Genomic DNA, 20066 nt, shown 5'->3' with positions numbered 1-20066 from the left:
GCTTACACCGAATTCGCGAAATATCGCGTTCATTATGCCTATAATGGCGAAGATTTGCACCCTAAGTGACTAAATCATACCGCTCATTAAAGCGAAACTATCCGTCGTTTTGCTTCATCATGAACCGCATCTAAAGTAACTGTAAGACTACAGCACTCATTATTAATCAATTGAAAATAATATTAATAAATACCCAACTATCATCAAGGAAAAGTTAATCAACTTGTAATTTTACTATATTAGCTTTGCAAATATGTATTAACTGCAGTGTCTGCACACTTCTTATTTAATTATTGCATAATCTTTGCTTACAATTTCATCTCTGGTAGTAGTTACATTCTTGGTTGTAACCGATTAAACTCAAAAAAAACAATATTGTAGGGATCACATGTCGTTAATTATTAACAACCTTGAAAAACACTATAAAACGGTTACTGCGGTTAATAAGCTGTCATTTGATGTGCAACCAGGAGAGATTTTTGCTTTACTTGGCCCCAATGGTGCGGGGAAATCATCATTAGTAAAAATGATCGTTGGTTTTTCCTCTCCAGATAGTGGCTCTATTCAACTCAATGATGCAGGACAAGCGTATTCATCTATTCCGGCACATTTACTGGGCTATCTACCAGAAGACCGAGGCCTCTATCCAGAAAAAACAATAAAACAAAATCTACAATTTTTTGCAGCATTACACGGCGTAAAAGATAGCGAATTTACGCAGCGCTGTGACTATTGGTTAGCTAAATTTAATTTAACCGCACGCTTGAATGACCCCTTAAAATCACTTTCTAAAGGGAACCAACAAAAAATCCAATTGATCACTGCAATTTTACATAAGCCCAAATGGGTAATTTTAGATGAGCCATTTTCTGGCTTAGATCCTATTAATCAGGAATTAGTTGTTGAATTTTTAGCGCAATTAAAACAGCAAGGCATGACCGTTATTTTAAGTGCACATCAGATGGCGATGGTAGAAAAACTTGCTGATCGGGTATTGCTATTAAATCAAGGTGAAAGTGTTTTATACGGCAAACTCAGTAATATACTTCAAAGCGCGCAAAATAATAGTATTCAAGTCGTATTCAACGATCCAATTAATCAAACTTACTTTGAGCAACTATGTGAACATTATTGTGTTGAGCAAATAAAAGCACAGCAACTAACTATCACCCTAAAGCAACACCAATCACTTAACCAGTTACTTCCTCAGTTAATCAGCATCGGGGAAATATGTGAACTCAAAAATAAAGCTCAGTCACTGCATGCAATTTATTTACACGCAGTAGCTGAGCATAACGCTAAACTGGATCAAGGAACGACGCTATGAATAAATCATCGCTTACACAGCAACAGCTCTGGATTGTTGCAAAATGGGAGTTCTTGCATTTTTTTAAATTAAAACAAGAAATTATTTCGAAGTTGATCATGCTCGCTATTGCTGGAGTTATTTATTTTTTTGCCACTGCAAACAGTCAACTTGAACAAGGTTATCATTTAGCAAGCAACCTCGAGTTTAGCGTCAAAACAGAGCCTACATCGACACAATTTAAGTTTACCAAACATGATGATTTAACTGCCATCATTGCAAATTTAGCTGAGGATACTGGCTATGATGGCGTACTTAAGTTTGACCAAGCGACTCACTCATATACGTTAATAACGGCTGTAAAATCAGCATGGCAAACAACATTGCAATCGCTCCTTAGAGCGCAATTGCAACAAGCTCAATTTGATAGCTTAGGCTTAAGCGAGCAACAACGACTAGGATTGACGAAAAATATTTCAATTGAACATAGGGTACTTGACGAGCTTTTGAAAAATCAAGCTGATCGTAGTCAAGCATACACAGCATTTGGGGTACTGATATTATTATTTGTTGCGATGTTTGGGATCTTTGGCCAACTCTTTGTCAGTATTACCGGTGAAAAGCAAAACCGCGTAACGGAGCAATTGCTAGCCACCATGACACCACAAACATGGATAGATGGTAAGCTACTTGGGCAAATATTACTTGCAGTAAAAACCATGATTGGCACCTTGCTATCGATTATTTTATCGATGCTATTTTTTACCGTTATCATTAAACAACAAGCCCTCAATTTAGACTTTATTAATTGGTCATTACTGCCTTGGTTGTTAGCCTATGCGATTGTAGGTCTTGGCATCTGCGCTGCATTTATGGCTGCGATCGCAGCGGGTATTGATGATCCTAATCACAGTAGTAAAAGTGCCTTAATGATGCTGCCATTGGCACCTATTGTGATTGCATTTTTTGTTATCGATGCACCAAACAGTGTTTTAACAATCGTGCTTAGTTACTTGCCGATCACGGCATTTGCGGTTATGCCGGTGCGCATGTCATTAGTTGAAATACCAATTTGGCAAGCACTCTTATCCCTGCTTCTCAGTATTGGCTGTTTTTATTACTTACGTATATTTGCCGCTCGTATTTTTAAAATGGGTATGAATATGTACGCAAAAGAACCGAGTTTAAAGGCTATGTGGTTGAGTATCTTTAAATAACAAAACATATAGGCAGATAGCGTTGCGTTATCTGCTATTTAATGATTGTGAGTTTTGCTATTTATAAAATCAGTGAGAGCAAATAGCACACCTGATATCACAAAAGTAACATGAATTATTACTTTCCACATCAATTCATCACTTGAGTGACTAGTAGAGCTTATAAACACCTTTAACAGTTCGACTGCAGAAATGGCAACAATTGCGCTGATCAATTTCATTTTAAGACCAGAAAAACCTACTTTACCCATCCATGCAGGGCGATCTTCATGATTACCAATATTTAATTTAGAAACAAAATTTTCATAGCCACTAAAAATAATTATTAATAATAATCCTGCCAGTAATGCGGTATCAACCAAGGTCAAAATACCCACCAGTAGTTGCTCATTAGTAGCGCTAAATGTATTTATCGCCATTTGATACAGGTATTTAAAAAACTTCAAAAGTAACAGTACAATTGCAACGAGTAAGCCTATAAAAAAGGGAGCTAGTAGCCAGCGGGCTCGAAAAATAAAGCTTTCAACAAACTGTTCTAGTTTAGATGCAACACGAGGTGTGGTGTCAGGTAGTTGGCTTTGAGACATAATTATTCCTAAATTGATAGCTGGCGTAAGATAGCATTGATTAACATAAGTTTCTCATTATTTTACCGTCTCTTATTACATTATATTTGTCTTTACGATAAAAATATTTCGTTATCTTTTATTGTCATTTCGTTTAAGAATCACTTACCAACAGCATGTTGCTTGATTGGATCACTGTTGTTTTTGAATATAAAACAGCAGTCACTACATTTTTTAGGAATACACGAATGAAAAAAGCATTGCTAGCGCTTATCGTAGCGCCATTATTTGCAGTTTATGCAACTTTTGCTGTTGCTGACGATGCTGTTGAAGCTTCCGCCGAAACAATTAAAGAATACACTGAGATGTGTTTAAACTGGGCTAAAGACGACGACATCAGCAATGAAGAGCTTAAACCATACGTACTAAAGTGCGTAAATGATGAACTTGAATCAGAAGGCTATAAAAAAGTCACTGACGTAAAAATCTAACGTCAAAAATGCCTCTAAAGGCATAATTTTTGATATAAAAAAACCGGAATTGACACAAGGGTGTGCATTCCGGTTTTTTTGTTTTCAGAGCTTAGTATTCTACTCAGCGTCCTTTTTTGTTTTTGCAGCGGCTTTTTTAGGTGCGGCTTTCTTGACTGTTGCCTTTTTAGCGGCTGGTTTTTTCTTAGGTGCGGCTTTCTTCTTTGCCTCTTCAACCCACTTTCCTGCATTGAAATGTGCAGTCCAGCCTGTTGCTTTACCGTCAACCTCAGTCATTACATATTGTTCTTTATTCTTACGGCTATAACGAACAATTGCTAAGTTACCATCAGGATCTTTTACTGGTGCATCAGCTAGATAATAAAACTTAGGTGAAATACGATCTCTAAAACGCTGTAACTCTTCCACTTTAGGGGCACGAGTTTCACGTGATTTAGGGAAGGTATTCGCTGCTAAGAAAATACCTGCAGCGCCGTCACGTAGCACAAAGTATGCATCCGATTTTTCACACTCTAATTCTGGTAACTGAACAGGGTCTTCTTTTGGTGGCGCTGCTTCGCCGTTACGCAGTAATTTACGGGTGTTTTTACACTCATCATTACTACAGCCAAAGTATTTACCAAAGCGCCCTGATTTAAGCTGCATATCTGATGAGCATTTATCACATTCAATGATAGGGCCATCATAGCCTTTAATTTTAAACGTGCCCTGCTCAACGACATAGCCCTTACAAGCAGGGTTATTACCACAAACATGTAATTTACGAGTTTCATCTATTAGGTATGAATCCATTGCCGTTTCACAAATTGGGCAACGCTTCATTTGCATCAATGTTTCGGTTTCGACATCTTCAACGTCAGCGGCAACCGCTTCATCACCTGACACTAAGTTCATAGTGGTAGTACAACGTTCTTTTGGCGGTAAATTATAACCTGTACAGCCTAAGAAAACGCCAGTAGAGGCTGTTCGAATACCCATTTTTCTGCCGCATGTTGGACAGTCAATATCAGTTTCGACCATTTCATTTTTACGCATCCCACCTTCATCTTCTTCACCACTGGCTAAAGTCAGTTGTGTAGAAAAATCAGCGTAAAACTTGTCAAGTACCTGTGTCCAGACACGCTCACCTTCAGCGATGTCATCTAACCGGCCTTCCATTTTTGCAGTAAAGTCAAAGTTCATCAGATCAGTAAAGTTCTCAACTAAACGATCGGTGACAATTTCACCCATTTTTTCTGCAAAGAAACGACGGCTTTCAACACGGACATATCCACGATCTTGTATCGTTGAAATAATCGATGCATAGGTAGATGGACGACCAATACCACGCTTTTCAAGTTCTTTTACTAAACTCGCTTCACTAAAGCGTGCTGGCGGCTTAGTAAAATGCTGTTTTGGATCAAGTTCAACAAGGCTTAATATCTCGCCTTCTTTAATAGCTGGTAGTGATTGATCTTCTTCGTTCTTTTTTCGAACTGCTGGTTGTACTTTAGTCCAACCATCAAAACGTAACACCCGTCCTTTGGCTCTTAATTGGAAATCGGCGGCAGTAACAGTTAATGTTGTTAAGTCATATTCAGCAGGGACCATTTGACACGCAACAAATTGACGCCAAATTAACTCATAAAGCTTTTTAGCATCCGGGTCTACGCCATCTAGGTGACCAGATAACACAGTAACACTTGAAGGACGGATCGCCTCATGCGCCTCTTGTGCATTGCCTTTTGAACTATAACTAATAGCTTCTTTTGGTAAATACTTATCACCAAACTGCTGCGAAACATACTCGCGACACATTGCAACTGCATCTTTCGACAAGTTGGTTGAGTCAGTTCGCATATAGGTGATATAACCTGCTTCATACAAACGTTGCGCTAACATCATGGTCTTTTTAACGCCATAGCCTAAACGCGTACTCGCAGCTTGTTGCATTGTTGAAGTAATTAGTGGCGCACTAGGACGACTTTTACTTGGCTTTTCCTCAACACTAACAACTTTATATTCAGCTTGCTCTAAAGATGCAGTAGCTGCCATAGCTTGCGCTTCATTGACTGGCTTAAAGGCTTTATCACCTTGCTTGAACACCTCTAAACGAAGTGCCGACTCTGTATTTTTCACATCGGCATGAATATCCCAGAACTCTTCAGGAATAAACGCTTTAATTTCACGCTCGCGCTCAACTAACAAACGTACTGCGACAGACTGTACTCGTCCAGCGGATAAACCACGGGCAACTTTTTGCCACAATAATGGCGATACCATAAAGCCTACAACACGATCTAAAAAGCGACGAGTCTGCTGGGCATAGACCATGTCGGTATTTAGCTCACCAGGGGCCTCAAAGGCGGCCTGAATGGCATTTTTAGTTATCTCATTGAATACGACACGCTTATACTTTTCTGGCTCTCCACCGATAATTTCTTGCAGGTGCCAAGCAATCGCTTCTCCTTCCCTATCCAAATCCGTTGCGAGATAGATTTGGTCGGCGTTTTCAGCGAGCTTTTGTAATTCTTGAACAACTTTTTCTTTACCTGGTAATACTTCGTAATGTGGCTCCCAGCCTTTATCTGGATCAATCCCCATTCGAGCTACTAAATTTGTATAATCACGCTGTTTTTTGTACGCGGCCTTTTCTTCTGGTGCCATTTTACGTACTTCTGCAGGTGTTTTTACAGCAGCCGTTTTGGTTTTGCCTGAACCGGAGGTAGGAAGATCTCGTACATGCCCAATAGAGGACTTGACGATAAAATCGTTTCCTAAATATTTATTAATTGTTTTAGCCTTAGCAGGAGACTCTACAATTACTAGCGATTTGCCCATAGTTGCCTATTTCTAACCAAGTATTTTAAATGTGTTTTGCCCATTTACGGGCGCGAATATTTATAGGTATATCTACAAACACCAATTGTTACAAGCTTTTAATACAAACTTTTCTGCTTTTAATGAATAATTAAACAATTATTGTCGTTAATTTAGACAAAACGGTGTTTTAAGGTATTTGCAGTGGAATATATAGAATAGCAACAAAAATGCCAACCTTATGGTTGGCATTTATTTTATTTAAATGTTTGAAACTAGCTAACCATCATCACTAATTTGTAATTGTGCAGTGGTATTGTTCTCTTTAGGCGAAGTAAATGAAAGCTTTAAAAATCCAATAGATTTTTTATTCGGCTCCGCTTCACGACTTATAGAAAGGCCAATTAATGCAGCATTTGTTGCTGAAGAATTGCCAATCACAAATCCGTCTGTACCACTGTAATCTCCGTTTTCTGTACTTATCTCAACATTTGTTTCCGCAGCTAACGGGTTATTGTAAATATCAGAGTAATAAAAATTAAAAGATAACGAAGCTAACTGAACACCCGAATCATAGCTTGCAATATTGAGCTCTGTGATATCACACATTTGATCGTTAACACTCTCCTCAAGACCAAGAATCACCTCAGATGTAGTCCCAACATCATATTGATTAGTGATGTTTTCACAGCTATCAATACTATTGGCTACTCCCAGAGCATTTATTGAAAGATTTCCAGTGGGATTACCAGCGTCATCTAACTCAATTTCAGCTAACGCCGCAGCAAACTTATTACGTAATGATTCTTTGTCAATTACAAAACGGTAATAAACTGTACTGCCGGACATAATAACTTCAAATGAACGGCGTACATCAATAAGCTCTTTATTACACATGTTAGCAGCCTGTGCTGCTTCGGTGCATAATAACCCATTATATTTGCCATCTAGTAATGTATGCATACCGTTAGAGTCTATATCACCTATTGGCTCCTCAAAATGGGCTCCGTTCGTTGCAAACTCACTACATGGATCAGTATCTGAGCCATCTGTACAGCTTTGTGCATCTTTAGTTAATGAAGCTGTCACTGGGTCATAAATTGCCGATAAACCGTCGTAAGTTCCGCTCTCATTATGATCAACGAACGCTTCATTTAAGTCATAGCCTGAATAGTATTCATTGCTATCGAATAGGCCATTACCATTAATATCAATAAAAGACTCTTGCCCTTTAGCTGTAACTAAAACTGTAGCACGTGCCCCAAGCGGTACACCTAATTCATTCGTGTTAGCATTCAAAATCCCATCAATACAAGGCGCAGGGTTATTCTTATATAAATCGCAGTTACGTGTTTCTTCAACCAATCCTGCAAAATTTGCATTTGCATTTAACTGAGTAAGTGTGACGGCATTACTTTGTACAAATGTAGGATTAGTAATGCCAACTATATCCTCCAAATATTTTGCTTTAACACGTAGCAACTTTTTAGGGTTGTAATCAGATAATTTATTTCCCCATTTATTTTCAGTAAATGGTCTAGGGTTCTGGCTTCGCCATTGCACTGTACATGCACCATCAACAGAGAGACACTCTAGTTGTGGATTGCCCTCTTCACCATCTAAAGTACCAATAGCGCCCCCCTCTGTTGTTAAATACACTGAGGTACCATCTGGAACCGGGTTATTAAAATGGTCTGCAATGAGCACTGTTATATCAAACGTTTCATTATCGTATTGCAAAGTCTCTGTAGCATAGTTAGTAATCGAAGCGGTAAAACTATTATTATCAGGAAGCCCTGTACTAATAGAGAGTAAATCAGACACGGTGATAATTTGCTGATCCAATGACACCAACGACAAGTTACCTGTTGGACAGCTTACTCCTTGGTCACGGTCTGCCTCTGCTTTTTGGCATTGCGTATATACATCTTGCCAGCAAGTTACATTATCATTTTGATCGGCTGGTATTTGCTCATCAGGAATAAAACATGCTTGCACTCGCACTGCCATCGGCACAAAACCTGAATTCACTTGAACTCGGGCCAAGCCAGCAGCATCAGTGTCAACACTATGATGCGATAAACTGATCCCACCATTAGTAGAAGTAAGACGGAAATCTAAGCGTTTACTCGTAACATCTTGGCCAATTTTGTCGATTAATTTAAATGTTAGTTCACTATTTTCTTTACGACCAACACCACCAGTACCCTTTAACGCAATTACATTTTGAGTCGCTGAAATAAATTCAATCGACGCCACATCAGCTTCAGAAACAGGAATATTAACTGACGCTATTTCGGGCGTGCCCCCTGTTAATACTGTTGCAATAACAGTATCACCTTGTGCACTTTTACAGCCATTTGTTCTATATGTTGACGTAGCAATACCACCAATACTGATCACTTTTTCATCAACAATTGATTTACCACTCTCAACACAACTTGATGTAAACTGAACATCAAAAGGCGTTACGATTAAATCATCATTAGTATCTCTAATTTCAACAGTTATAACGGTTGTTGCACCTGCAGCTAGAGGCTGATATTGACCCTCAATTGGATTACCTAAGCTATCTAATAAATTAGGCAAGCCATTATCTATTGATACTTTTAATTCTGCCGTACTAATTGAAAATGCTTTATTTAAGTTTGTATCTTTTGCTGTAGCAGTTAGAGTACCGGCTCCACTACTTGCTCCTGGTTGTAGTTTTAATAGCGCAAATCCAAAGTTATCAGTTAAGGCTTTTCCTGAATCAGGAAGTAATTGACCTAAATCTGTAGATAACTCAGCAATAATCCCTGAAATACCATCACCACTACTGGTGTCTACAACCTTAATGAGTACGTCAATAAGTGAATCGGATGAAAATGTATTGGTCACTGTACAACCACTAGAAGGGTCTAGCGGATTTAATGCGACAGTATTGCGATTTGTATCCCAATTAGCATTACACCCTTGGAGAAGTTTAATATCTAATTCTGCTTGAGCACTTTCAACCGGAGCATCGTCACCATTTGAAACAAAGCCAGCTGTTTTTGTTATTATCTCGTTACTTTCAGATTCATAGCTTGCAACAACTTGACCAGCTCCTTTGAAGTTGCCACTGCTTAGTGTTACTACGGCTACACCATTCTGATCAGTTAATGCAGTACCTAACTCTGGGGTGATTTTACCCGTGAATTTAGATGTAAAACTAATTAATTGAGAAGCAAGTGGCACACCATCATCTCTTAATGTAGCAGAAACAACACCTTTATTATCTTTACTAACCGGATTTAGCTCTGTAAATACTGCTCCATTTTGATCTAAGATATTTAGCTCTAGAGTTATAGTACCCGAGACCCCTGTATCACTACCCTGGCCACCCGTAGTCTGAAAATCAAAAGTTCCAGAATAAGACTCCCCACCGACATTATAAGTGGCAGTCACTTTACCTGCTCCCGCATCTTTACCTGCAGTAAGTTCGATTGTCGCAATACCATCATTTTGAGTTAATGCTGAGCCTGTTGTGGGCTGTAATAGGCCAATCCCATCTGTCAGCGTGAACAAAATACGCTTGCCAGCGACTATTTCGCCATTTTGCTTTAAAGTTGCTCTTAAGTCTAAAGGCGCTTGACTTGTTACACTATTTGAAATTGCTCCGGTATCTTGGCTATAGCCTTGAAGAGTAACTGTATAAGTGTCTTGGGCTGTACTGTCTTGATCACCTGTCGACGTAAAAGTAAAAGGCTCTGTGGTGTTAAACGTTTCACCATTAATTGTGACCGACGCATTAACGGTACCGGCTCCAGCTGTATTACCCACGGAAAGGTATATTTTAGCGCTACCATCAGTTCCAGTCTTGACAGTGCCTGATTCAGGATCAAGCTCACCATATCCGCCATCAGTAGTAAAAGTGACAATTACATTAGGTGCTGCTACACCATCTTTCAATAACTTAGCCACGAGCACTAAACGTTGTTCAGAAGAAACGTCGTTAGCAGCTTCACCAGTGGTTTCTGACAAACCATTAATACTTAGTGTATATGAAGGAGAATCAGTGCCCCCTCCATCAAGGCCTCCACCGTCCTTTTCAAGTGTTCCACCGCCACCACACGCAGTGATAAAAAAACTTAACAGTATGACACTGAGCCATCGCATTAAAGGCATTGCCCTCTCCCTAGCTTTGTTATTAATTATTTAAATAATACATTTACTCAATATTAACCTATAACACGCTTGGAAATCACAACTTTTATTTGTTTTTTGTTGTTTTTTTGATCCATATTTTTTTTTCATATTTATCGATTTTTTCTGTATAAAAATCTGCATGCTGGTAGGCTATGGCAAATTTATAAAAAATAGATTGTTACTATGTCAAAAATCCGTTCAATGAGTTTAACCACCCGTATCATGATAGGTATGTTTCTGGGGGTTGCTGTAGGCTTCATATTCCAAGCAATATTAGCTGGCGAAGACGATTATCTAATCCCACTTGGATTATTCTCTTTGCCAATTAAAGGCTTTTTTGTTGATGGTTTATTTCATATTGGTGGACAAATTTTTATCGCCAGTTTGAAAATGTTAGTTGTACCACTGGTATTTGTTTCACTTGTTTGTGGTACATGTAGCTTAAGTGATCCGAAAAAATTAGGCCGTTTAGGCGGTAAATCAATCGCTCTTTATCTTATTACTACCGCAATTGCAATTACGGTTGCGATTACCTTGGCATTATTAGTTAATCCAGGGGAAGGGATTAACTTACCTTCTGAAGCGACGTATAGCGCAAAAGAAGCACCAACTCTTGCACAAGTAATCATTGGCATGTTCCCAACCAATCCAATTGATGCCATGGCCAGTGGAAACATGTTACAAGTTATTGTATTTGCATTACTATTTGGTATTGCCATGGCACTTGGCGGCAGTGCAGGTAAACGAGTAGCGGTTGTTTTTGAAGATTTAAATACCGTGATTTTAAAATTAGTTACCTTATTAATGAACGTAGCTCCTTATGGGGTATTCTGTTTAATGGCAAAGCTCTTCACTACTATCGAGTTGAACTTGATAGTCAGCTTAGCTAAATATTTTGGTGTTGTTGTGGCTGCATTATTTTTCCATGCATTTATTAATTACAGTTTATTACTGAAATTTTTAACTGGATTAAACCCTGTTATCTTTTTGAAAAAAATGAAGCATGCCTGTTTATTTGCATTTAGCACTTCAAGTTCAAGTGCAACAATGCCTATTACACTTGAAACAGCCACTAAAAAATTAGGGGCAAAAAATTCAGTTGCGTCATTTACAATTCCACTCGGTGCCACTATTAACATGGACGGTACAGCAATCATGCAAGGTGTGGCTACGGTATTTATTGCACAAGTCTTCAGTGTTGATCTAACAATTTCAGATTACTTAATGGTAGTTTTAACCGCCACTTTAGCGTCTGTAGGCACCGCTGGTGTTCCTGGCGTAGGATTAATCATGCTTGCCATGGTCCTGAATCAAGTTGGTTTACCTGTTGAGGGCATTGCCATAATTATTGGCGTTGATAGGTTACTTGATATGACCCGCACAGCGGTCAATGTAACGGGCGATTGCATGGTGACATGTGTAGTGGCTAAATCTGAAGGTGAACTAGATGAGGCCGTATTTAACGACCCTAATGCAGCAAAAGACTTAGAGGATTATCACAAATCAACTGACTAAAGTTGTGCGTGTAATAATGAAAAAAACCCGCAAATTTGCGGGTTTTTTTATCATTTAATAACGGAAACCTTTATGGGTTTAACCCTTTTAAACGAGACAATAATGATATACCGGTTTTGTTAACAGTGTTACTCAACCCGATAGCAAGCTTGTCGCTTAAGCTCTTTTTAACTTTATATTTAATTTTATATATTTGTCGCTCATCTTGATACTTAAGCAATGTGTCATCACTGGTTTCTATGGTATCGACTAGACCTTTTTCAAGCGCTTGAGTCGCAAACCAGTGCTCACCTGTTGCCACTAAGTTAATATCTAAACTTGGCCGTTGACTGCTAACAAACTGTTTGAATAAGTCATGAGTTTGCTCTATTTCTTCTTTAAACTTCTCCCGTGCTTTATCTGTATTTTCACCAAATAAAGTTAGGGTACGTTTAAACTCACCCGCAGTGATTTGTTCAAAATCAACATCGTTTTTCTTCAGAATTTTATTAAAATTTGGAATTTGTGCTATCACACCAATAGAGCCAACGATAGCAAACGGTGCGGCAACAATTTCATCAGCGACACAGGCCATCATGTAACCACCACTGGCAGCAACTTTATCAATCGCAACCGTAAGGTGAATACCTCTATTTTTAATGCGTTGTAGCTGGGAAGCAGCAAGTCCATAGCCATGAACCACCCCGCCACCACTTTCTAGCCTAACCAACACTTTGTCTTGCTTAGGATCGGCAATTGCAACAATTGCGGTAATTTCTTCACGTAAGCTATCGACTTCATGAGCATCCATACTACCATTAAAATCAAGTACATATAATCGTGGTTTCGACTGTTCATCAGTGGTTTTTTTAGCATCATTCTTTTGTGCTTTATGGTGTGCTTTTAATGCTTTTTTAGATAAGGTGCTTTCAATAAAATCATTTTTCAAATCATCTAACTGCTCAGAAATATCATCAATCTCAATCTCACCTTTTTTACTTTTAGGCTTTATCGCTGCAGCGACACTAATTAATATTACCGCAGCGGCGGCAATCACAAATGTCGCCGTTTTAGCTAGAAACAGCCCGTACTCATATAGAAATTCCAATCGTATTCTCCAAACAAAAATTTGACCTAATTTACCATTCAAACAAAAAAAAGCCACTTTTCAGTGGCTTTTCATTTATTTTAATACTCTAAAAAGTTAATCAGTGACAATCTCGGTATTTTGAATAGATAACGCACGACCTCGAGTTACTAAGTAAGTTGCAATCTGTAATTGCATTTCACTTGTCGCGGCAGCGCTTCCTTCAGCCGTCGCGCCTGCGGCTGCATTCGGTGCAGGTGTAAGTACTGAGCTGTGATGCCCTTTGGTAAATTTAACTAAATAACTCATACCATCGTCAGTAGGCGCTTGCGACTGGGTTACTGTCGTTAAACCCATTAAGTTAGCAAGTGGCAGTGAGCCTGCAATTGGATTGTTTACAGTCATTGGTGGAATCACTTGGTCTGGTTTATTTCCATTAACTTCTCCATCTCCAACTACCACATTCATATAAACAGGTGTGCCAAGCGCTTTTATAGCAGATGCATAGTTTGTAGGATCCCCGCTATCAAGTGCCGTCTGTGCTGCAAATGAGAACTGACTCATTACACCTTGAATGTTAGCTAGCTTAGTCATTTCACCAGCTGCATTTAACGAAGTGTAATATTCTCCATACCCACATGAAATACTCTCGCTCGTAGAAACTGCTTCACCACAATTTGATACAGCAGAGCTCTCTCTATAAGCTTGGAACTCAGCAGATTCAGATGTCCCAGCTGATAGCAATACTGAGCCTTGAACAAATGGGCCAAAACTCGCCGATTCTAGTAAGAAGCTGGCTATCCCACCACCACCGCTAGCAAGTGCGACGCTATTGACTTTGAACAGACCATCAACTTGGCTATCTAAAGGTGTATTTGCTTGAGTAACAAAAGCGGGAGCAACTACTGAGCCTAATGAATGTCCAATAAACACTACATCAGAAGTGTTAAGTGATGTATCGTTTGTAAAGTTTAGACCAAGACGTAAAGCAAGTAAATCAGCTGCAGACTGTCTTAAATTGTCACGTGCTACTAGTAATGATTGCAAATTCATATACGCCAGGACAGAGCCTGTTGATGCATTAAAATCATCATTACCATCGTCATCCACGTCAATACCACGTTCACCATGCACTGGATGGTCTATTGAGGCCGTTGCAAAGCCTTGAATCGCTAAACTAGCCGTTAATGCCAGCATATCTTCTTTTTTAGAAGTAATACCATGTTGCATTATCACCACCGGCCAACCACCAGCTGGCATTTCAAGTGCCGACATACCAAGACTTTGTGTTCTGATAAAATTTATTACAGGCAAAATAGGTTTTGTTATCTGAACAGTTACTTCTTGCTGGCTTTGCACTTTTGGGATCGGATTGTATTTTGTTAAGTGGCGAGTAATATCAATTTTCGGGTAATCATGTAATCTCCCCTCACTTAAACCTTGGCAAAGCGGCTCATATGGACCAACATCAAACATTGTAGGATCAATTTCATCTTCTTTTCCTGCTTCGCGCAGCGCTTGATCAGCTGCTTGCTGATTAAGAACGGCAACTGGGCTTGAACACATGCCTTGCCAATATGTGTCAGCCAAATTTGAAATTTCTTTTCCTTCAGGCTGAGATAAATACATAGGTAGTGTCACACTACCTTTTTGATATTGAACACCTGCAAATGCTGGCGAAAGTCCAGTAACACCTTGTGAAGCAAAGACTTGCTCAACCGTTAGCAGTGGTTGCTCTGGGATTTGAACCATTGGTGTTGGCAAGGCTGGGTTTTGCAGGCTTGCTGCTAGTAACTTTTTAATAGTACCAAGTACCGGACCAACAGACTGAATCGTCATCGCCCCACTAAAAATAATATCATCTTTACTAATAGTGCCACCTGACGTGACCACATTTTCATAACTGTTTACCACGCCTTGAAGCGCTAATTGGCTCTCGGTGATCAGTGGTGTCTCTTCACTAACCAAACCATAAGTTGATGAAGGCTCGATAGAACGCCCTAATGAGTCTTTAAGCTCAGTCGTCAGCACATTAATATACGAGCTGCCAGCTTTAAACGGTTTTAATGGAATAATAGCAACCGCATTGCCACTTGCTTTAGTGATGAAATCAACGCCAAAGGTTAATTCACCTAATAGTTTACATCCGGCTCCAGCGGGTACCGCTGCGCAATCTGCATCTGTTAAACTAGCGCCCATAACAACTTCAAAAATACGCACAGATCCCGGCGCACCAGCCGAACTTTCATCAAGGCTAACATTCGCAGGAAAGGTAAGATCTATTTTATAAGGAACTTGGCTAGACCAGCCATCAAGTGCACCTAGTGCCAGGGACGGGTTAGCATAGGCGCTTCTTGGCACTGATACACCATTAGCACTCAACTCACCGGGGATATTAATAGTGCCATCTTTTGTACCACTCATTAATAAATCATTTGGTACTGAAATAACCCCATTTGCGGGATCAAACTTAACTGTAGCTGATGGAATAACTGGTGGTGTATCATTTTTAACATCTTCTAACGTTTCACCGCCGCCACAACCAGCTAGAGCAGCTGTAATTGCAAGTGAGAGTAGCATTTTTTTCATATTGTTTGCTCCGCACGTAATCTTTTTTTTATGTGTGTTGATAAATAAGTGTAGCTAATTTTGTTACTAATTCTTTTAAGTTTTCGCGTAATATTTAGTTAAAATAATGTAATTAGGTTATTAATAAGACATTAGACCAGTTAAAGTTAACGTAAAGTTTCAAATTTCGCCACCTTATTTTGCAATAAATTCGATAACTTGGTGTTTTGCTATGTTAAAATCAATCAAATTGATTTTTTGGACCTTTATTATGCAAACCTATAAAGCGGCTGATAATGCCCTACAAGACAAAGTGATCTTAGTAACTGGTGCAGGTGACGGCATTGGCCGAGTGGCTGCAATAACTTATGCCAAACATGGCGCAACGGTTATATTATTGGGTAAAACCACCAGCAAACTGGAAGCCGTGTACGATGAAATCATTGCCGTTGGCGGGCCAAAGCCTGCGATTGTACCGATGGATTTAAAAGGTGCAAGTAAACAAAACTTTCGTGATTTAGGCGCTACCATTGAACAGCAATTTGGTAAACTAGATGGCTTGCTCAATAATGCAGGAATAATTGGCTCACTGGGTCCACTTGAGCATTTTTGTTCATCAACGTTTGATAACATCATGAAAGTGAATGTTACCGCTCAAGCGATGATTACAAAATATATGTTTCCAGTTTTACGTAAATCTCCAAGTGCTTCAATTATTTTCACCTCTTCTGGGGTTGGTCGCCAAGGTCGTGAGTTTTGGGGCGCGTATGCCATTTCAAAATTTGCAGTTGAAGGAATGATGCAAACATGGGCATGTGAAGTTGGTAAAACGAATATCCGGATAAATTGTATTAATCCCGGCGCCACCCACACAGCTATGCGTGCCAGTGTCTATCCAGGCGAAGATCGCGATAAACTAGCCTGCCCTGAAGACTTAATGCCAACTTATTTATACTTAATGAGTGATGATTCAAAAGACGTCAATGGTCAATCATTAGACGCGCAAACAAAGAAATAATACCAGTCGTGTTAAGTTACTGACCATTTATAGCGACAGATAAATACAGTGATAACAAGGCAGGAATTTTGACATGTAGTTGTTCTACATAAAAAATCCCTAACGCAGTTAGCACTTTATTTAGCCCGCTAGAATGGTTAAATATTTAAGTCGATTGGTATAAACCAAGTACTAAACATAAAAAAGCCGCTAATTAGCGGCTTTTTTAATGCAAGGCAGATATTAACGGCGTTTAGTTTGTTTAACGCGATTATTATGTTTTTTGACTGCTTTACGAATTTGATTAATTTTAGCGCGCTTATCTTTGCGTTTTTCAGGCATAACAGATAATTTTGTTTGCGTTTCACGGCCAAGCTTAACTGTTTTACGTAAGTAATTTACAGTCTCTAAATCTAGCTCAGCCCAACCACCTTGTGGTAGACGTTTATCGAGCTCTAATTTACCATAACGAATACGAATAAGGCGAGAAACCTCAACGTCTTGAGACTGCCATAAACGACGAACTTCACGGTTACGCCCTTCAGTCAGCGTTACATTATACCAGCGGTTAATACCTTCGCCGCCCAGTGGTTTAATAGTAAGAAATTTTGCCATACCATCTTCAAGCTCAACCCCTTTGGTTAAATTTTTGATAGTCTCTGCTGTTACTTCACCAAATACACGTGCTGAATATTCACGCTCTACTTCGTAACTTGGGTGCATTAAGCGGTTAGCAAGCTCACCATCATTGGTGAACAACATTAAACCTGCTGTATTTATATCTAAACGACCAACAGCAATCCAACGTTCACCATCAACGCGCGGCAGGCGGTCAAATACCGTTCTACGTCCTTCAGGATCTTTACGTGTACATAACTCACCTTCAGGTTTGTTATACATAACAACGCGACAGATACGTTCAGCTTTTTCTTCAATTTTTACCGTATGGCCATCAACACGGATCTGGTCGGTTTCTTCAACACGATCACCCAGCTTTGCTACTTTACCATTAACACTGACACGATTTGCATCAATGTATTTTTCCATCTCACGTCGCGAACCTACGCCAGCTCTTGCTAAGACTTTTTGTAACTTTTCACCTTGTATACTCATTCGGATAGTTCTCTCACAGAAGGATCACTCAATAACTGGTCAATTTTACTTTGCTGCTGTTTTGGCAGTGGCGGTAAGTTATCTAAACCTGTTAACGAAAAATAATCTAAAAATTGTTTGGTTGTGGCATATAAAGCGGGCCTACCTGGCACCTCTTTATGACCAACAACATGTATCCACTCACGCTCGAGCAGACTTTTAATAATAGTTGAGCCTACGGTCACTCCACGTACTTGCTCTATCTCGCCCCGAGTTATCGGCTGACGATAAGCAATAAGCGAAAGAGTTTCTAATAGTGCACGGGAATATTTAGGCGCCCGTTCTTGCCAAAGGTTATTTAACCAAGGGGCTAAGCTGGCACACGCCTGAAATCTAAATCCACTACCGACTTCAACTAAGCGAATACCACGGGTTTGATAATGAATTTGGATCTGTTCAATCGCGAGGTTAATACGTGTCATAGACACACTTAACTCAGTTAATACGGTGTCTTTTAAATGCCGTTTACTGACTGGTTTTCCCGCAACAAAAATCGCCGCTTCAATGATCTCAACAAGCTGCTCATCACTGATTCGTTTCGTAGCCATTTTCGTAGCAGATTTTGTCACCATAGGCACCAAGACGTTGCGGTATATTCAGCGCGCTATTATGCCAGATCAATACAAAGGTTGGAAAAGTTATTCTATAAAAATGTAAAATAGCAGCGATTAAAGCGCTGCTATTGTAGATAAACGAGCTAGTGCGTTACATTTTTAATCAAATTGTCGCACCTTGATATCGTTTCACAAACTCAGTAACCACTTCACCATTACAAATCAATGAGTTTAAGTTTGCTATTTTTTCTTTCACTGGAGCCAAACCTTGCTTCAAGGCAGTAATACATAGCTGTGTTTCTGCCTGTGAGTTTTTAGCAAACACTTCAATTACTTTTTCTTGGCGAACTTTATCATCCACTTTTTTTGCAATATCACGAATATCATCACCATTACACAAAATACTTTTTGAATAACGTGATAAATACACCCCGTGCTGGGCTGCAACTTTGCGGGCTGCAGTAAATCCTTCGTTAGCACTGATTGAGCATAATTTAGATTCAATTTTATGATCAGCATTATAATAATGTGCTGCACTGGCAGTCTCAGAGAAAGCAGTCGCTGCGACGAATAATGCTAATAATTGTAGTTTCATGATTTACCTTTAAGTGGAGTTATATTGTGAGCAATTTTTGCGCATTATATAGACCGAAGTTTACAAATCAACCGAATTATCTATTTAATTTTTTATTTAAAAAAGCGTTAACAATGTTTAATCAAAATTCATATTTTGTTCAACAATTGAGCGACTTATTATTATAAATTAGCGCATGTACCATACGCTAATTGATGGTAGAATTTGCCATAATCTGCAAAAAGATAACTCTAATTAAAGGTCAAGCCATGAAAGTAATTTCATTTAACATTAACGGGCTGAGAGCTCGTCTGCACCAATTACAAGCAATCATAGATAAACATCAACCTGATATTATCGGCTTACAAGAAATAAAAGTACATGATGAAGCTTTCCCACTCGAAGATGTTCAAAATATGGGTTACCACGTTTATTTTCATGGTCAAAAAGCACATTATGGCGTAGCTATGTTATGCAAAACTGAACCTAAGTCTGTGGTTAAAGGATTCGCAACCGATACTGATGAATCACAAAAGCGCATGATCAGCGTCACTGTTAGCCAAGAAAATGGCCGTGATCTAACCGTAATGAATGGCTATTTTCCACAAGGCGATAACATTACTCATGAAACAAAATTTCCGTATAAGCGACAGTTCTACCGTGATCTAATGACTCACTTACAAAGCCACCACAGTAACGACGAGGATGTCATTGTCATGGGCGACATCAATATTTCTCCTACTGATCTTGATATTGGTATTGGTGAGGTTAATCGCAAGCGTTGGTTAAAAACTGGCAAATGTTCATTCCAGCCTGAAGAACGTCAATGGCTTGCAACCTTGCTAGATTGGGGCTTTACAGACACCTTCCGTGAACTTCATCCAGAAACAAGCGAACAGTACTCTTGGTTTGATTATCGCTCTCGAGGCTTTGATGATAATCGTGGTCTACGCATTGACGTTGTCCTAGCGACTCCAGCTTTGACTGCTCGTTGTATTGAAGCGGGAATTGACTATGAATTACGTGGTATTGAAAAGCCATCAGATCATGCGCCAATATGGTCAACCTTTAGTTAACGCTAATGGATAAGC

Annotated in this window: 14 protein-coding genes; 6 read left to right on the top strand and 8 right to left on the bottom strand. The window is 39.3% G+C overall.

The window, feature by feature from the left end; all coding sequences use genetic code 11:
• Positions 1-388 precede the first annotated feature (388 nt).
• Positions 389-1327, top strand: coding sequence for an ABC transporter ATP-binding protein (locus H5162_RS02465; RefSeq protein ID WP_149981041.1), 939 nt, complete (start codon positions 389-391; stop codon positions 1325-1327).
• A complete protein-coding gene (locus H5162_RS02460) occupies positions 1324-2523 on the top strand; it encodes an ABC transporter permease (RefSeq protein ID WP_182759809.1) in 1200 nt (399 codons plus the stop codon). The genes H5162_RS02465 and H5162_RS02460 overlap by 4 nt, the downstream gene beginning before the upstream one ends.
• A 38-nt stretch (positions 2524-2561) precedes the next feature.
• Here H5162_RS02460 and H5162_RS02455 read toward each other — a convergent pair whose 3' ends face one another.
• Positions 2562-3110 (bottom strand): TIGR00645 family protein, encoded by a 549-nt coding sequence (locus H5162_RS02455; protein WP_145233766.1) that lies wholly within the window; start codon positions 3108-3110, stop codon positions 2562-2564.
• A 227-nt stretch (positions 3111-3337) separates the two neighbouring features.
• On the opposite strand from H5162_RS02455, the gene H5162_RS02450 reads away from it, so the two are divergent.
• Complete coding sequence (locus H5162_RS02450; RefSeq protein ID WP_149981038.1) at positions 3338-3580, top strand: hypothetical protein; 243 nt, start codon at positions 3338-3340, stop codon at positions 3578-3580.
• Positions 3581-3679: 99 nt separating this feature from the next.
• Here the strand turns inward: H5162_RS02450 and topA are convergent, their stop codons facing one another.
• Both topA and H5162_RS02440 read right to left on the bottom strand, forming a co-directional pair.
• Positions 3680-6400, bottom strand: a complete 2721-nt coding sequence (gene topA, locus H5162_RS02445) for a type I DNA topoisomerase (RefSeq protein ID WP_182734784.1) — start codon at positions 6398-6400, stop codon at positions 3680-3682.
• Between the two features lie 258 nt (positions 6401-6658).
• Positions 6659-10528 carry a hypothetical protein gene (locus tag H5162_RS02440; protein WP_182759808.1) on the bottom strand — a complete coding sequence of 1290 codons (3870 nt, stop codon included), beginning with the start codon at positions 10526-10528 and terminating at the stop codon, positions 6659-6661.
• A 204-nt stretch (positions 10529-10732) separates the two neighbouring features.
• On the opposite strand from H5162_RS02440, the gene H5162_RS02435 reads away from it, so the two are divergent.
• A complete protein-coding gene (locus H5162_RS02435) occupies positions 10733-12064 on the top strand; it encodes a dicarboxylate/amino acid:cation symporter (protein WP_145233756.1) in 1332 nt (443 codons plus the stop codon).
• 70 nt (positions 12065-12134) lie between these two features.
• On the opposite strand, the gene sohB is transcribed toward H5162_RS02435, so the two are convergent.
• Together sohB and H5162_RS02425 are read right to left on the bottom strand one after the other, a co-directional pair.
• Positions 12135-13151 (bottom strand): protease SohB, encoded by a 1017-nt coding sequence (sohB, locus tag H5162_RS02430; RefSeq protein WP_182759807.1) that lies wholly within the window; start codon positions 13149-13151, stop codon positions 12135-12137.
• Between the two features lie 96 nt (positions 13152-13247).
• Entirely contained in the window at positions 13248-15719 is a 2472-nt protein-coding gene (locus H5162_RS02425) for a VolA/Pla-1 family phospholipase (RefSeq protein WP_182730966.1), read from the bottom strand.
• A 250-nt stretch (positions 15720-15969) separates the two neighbouring features.
• Between H5162_RS02425 and H5162_RS02420 the strand changes: the two genes are divergently transcribed.
• A complete protein-coding gene (locus tag H5162_RS02420) occupies positions 15970-16716 on the top strand; it encodes a YciK family oxidoreductase (protein WP_182734863.1) in 747 nt (248 codons plus the stop codon).
• 222 nt (positions 16717-16938) lie between these two features.
• Here the strand turns inward: H5162_RS02420 and rluB are convergent, their stop codons facing one another.
• From rluB to H5162_RS02405, 3 genes are all read right to left on the bottom strand, one after another.
• Positions 16939-17808, bottom strand: a complete 870-nt coding sequence (gene rluB, locus H5162_RS02415; RefSeq protein WP_145233749.1) for a 23S rRNA pseudouridine(2605) synthase RluB — start codon at positions 17806-17808, stop codon at positions 16939-16941.
• A complete protein-coding gene (gene scpB, locus H5162_RS02410) occupies positions 17805-18395 on the bottom strand; it encodes an SMC-Scp complex subunit ScpB (RefSeq protein WP_149981032.1) in 591 nt (196 codons plus the stop codon). Before scpB ends, rluB begins: the two co-directional genes overlap by 4 nt.
• Positions 18396-18564: 169 nt before the next feature.
• Positions 18565-18996: an exonuclease III gene (locus H5162_RS02405; RefSeq protein WP_145233745.1), complete on the bottom strand. Its 432-nt coding sequence runs from the start codon at positions 18994-18996 to the stop codon at positions 18565-18567.
• A 248-nt stretch (positions 18997-19244) separates the two neighbouring features.
• Here H5162_RS02405 and xthA point away from each other — a divergent pair, with 248 nt between their 5' ends.
• Positions 19245-20051 (top strand): exodeoxyribonuclease III, encoded by an 807-nt coding sequence (xthA, locus tag H5162_RS02400; protein ID WP_182759805.1) that lies wholly within the window; start codon positions 19245-19247, stop codon positions 20049-20051.
• Positions 20052-20066 lie beyond the last annotated feature (15 nt).

The sequence above is a fragment of the Pseudoalteromonas sp. SR41-8 genome (assembly GCF_014163915.1).
GTDB classification, from domain to species: Bacteria; Pseudomonadota; Gammaproteobacteria; order Enterobacterales; family Alteromonadaceae; genus Pseudoalteromonas; species Pseudoalteromonas rhizosphaerae.
The sequence above is the reverse complement of the archived record's forward strand: the minus strand, read 5'-3'. Positions and strand labels throughout refer to the sequence as shown.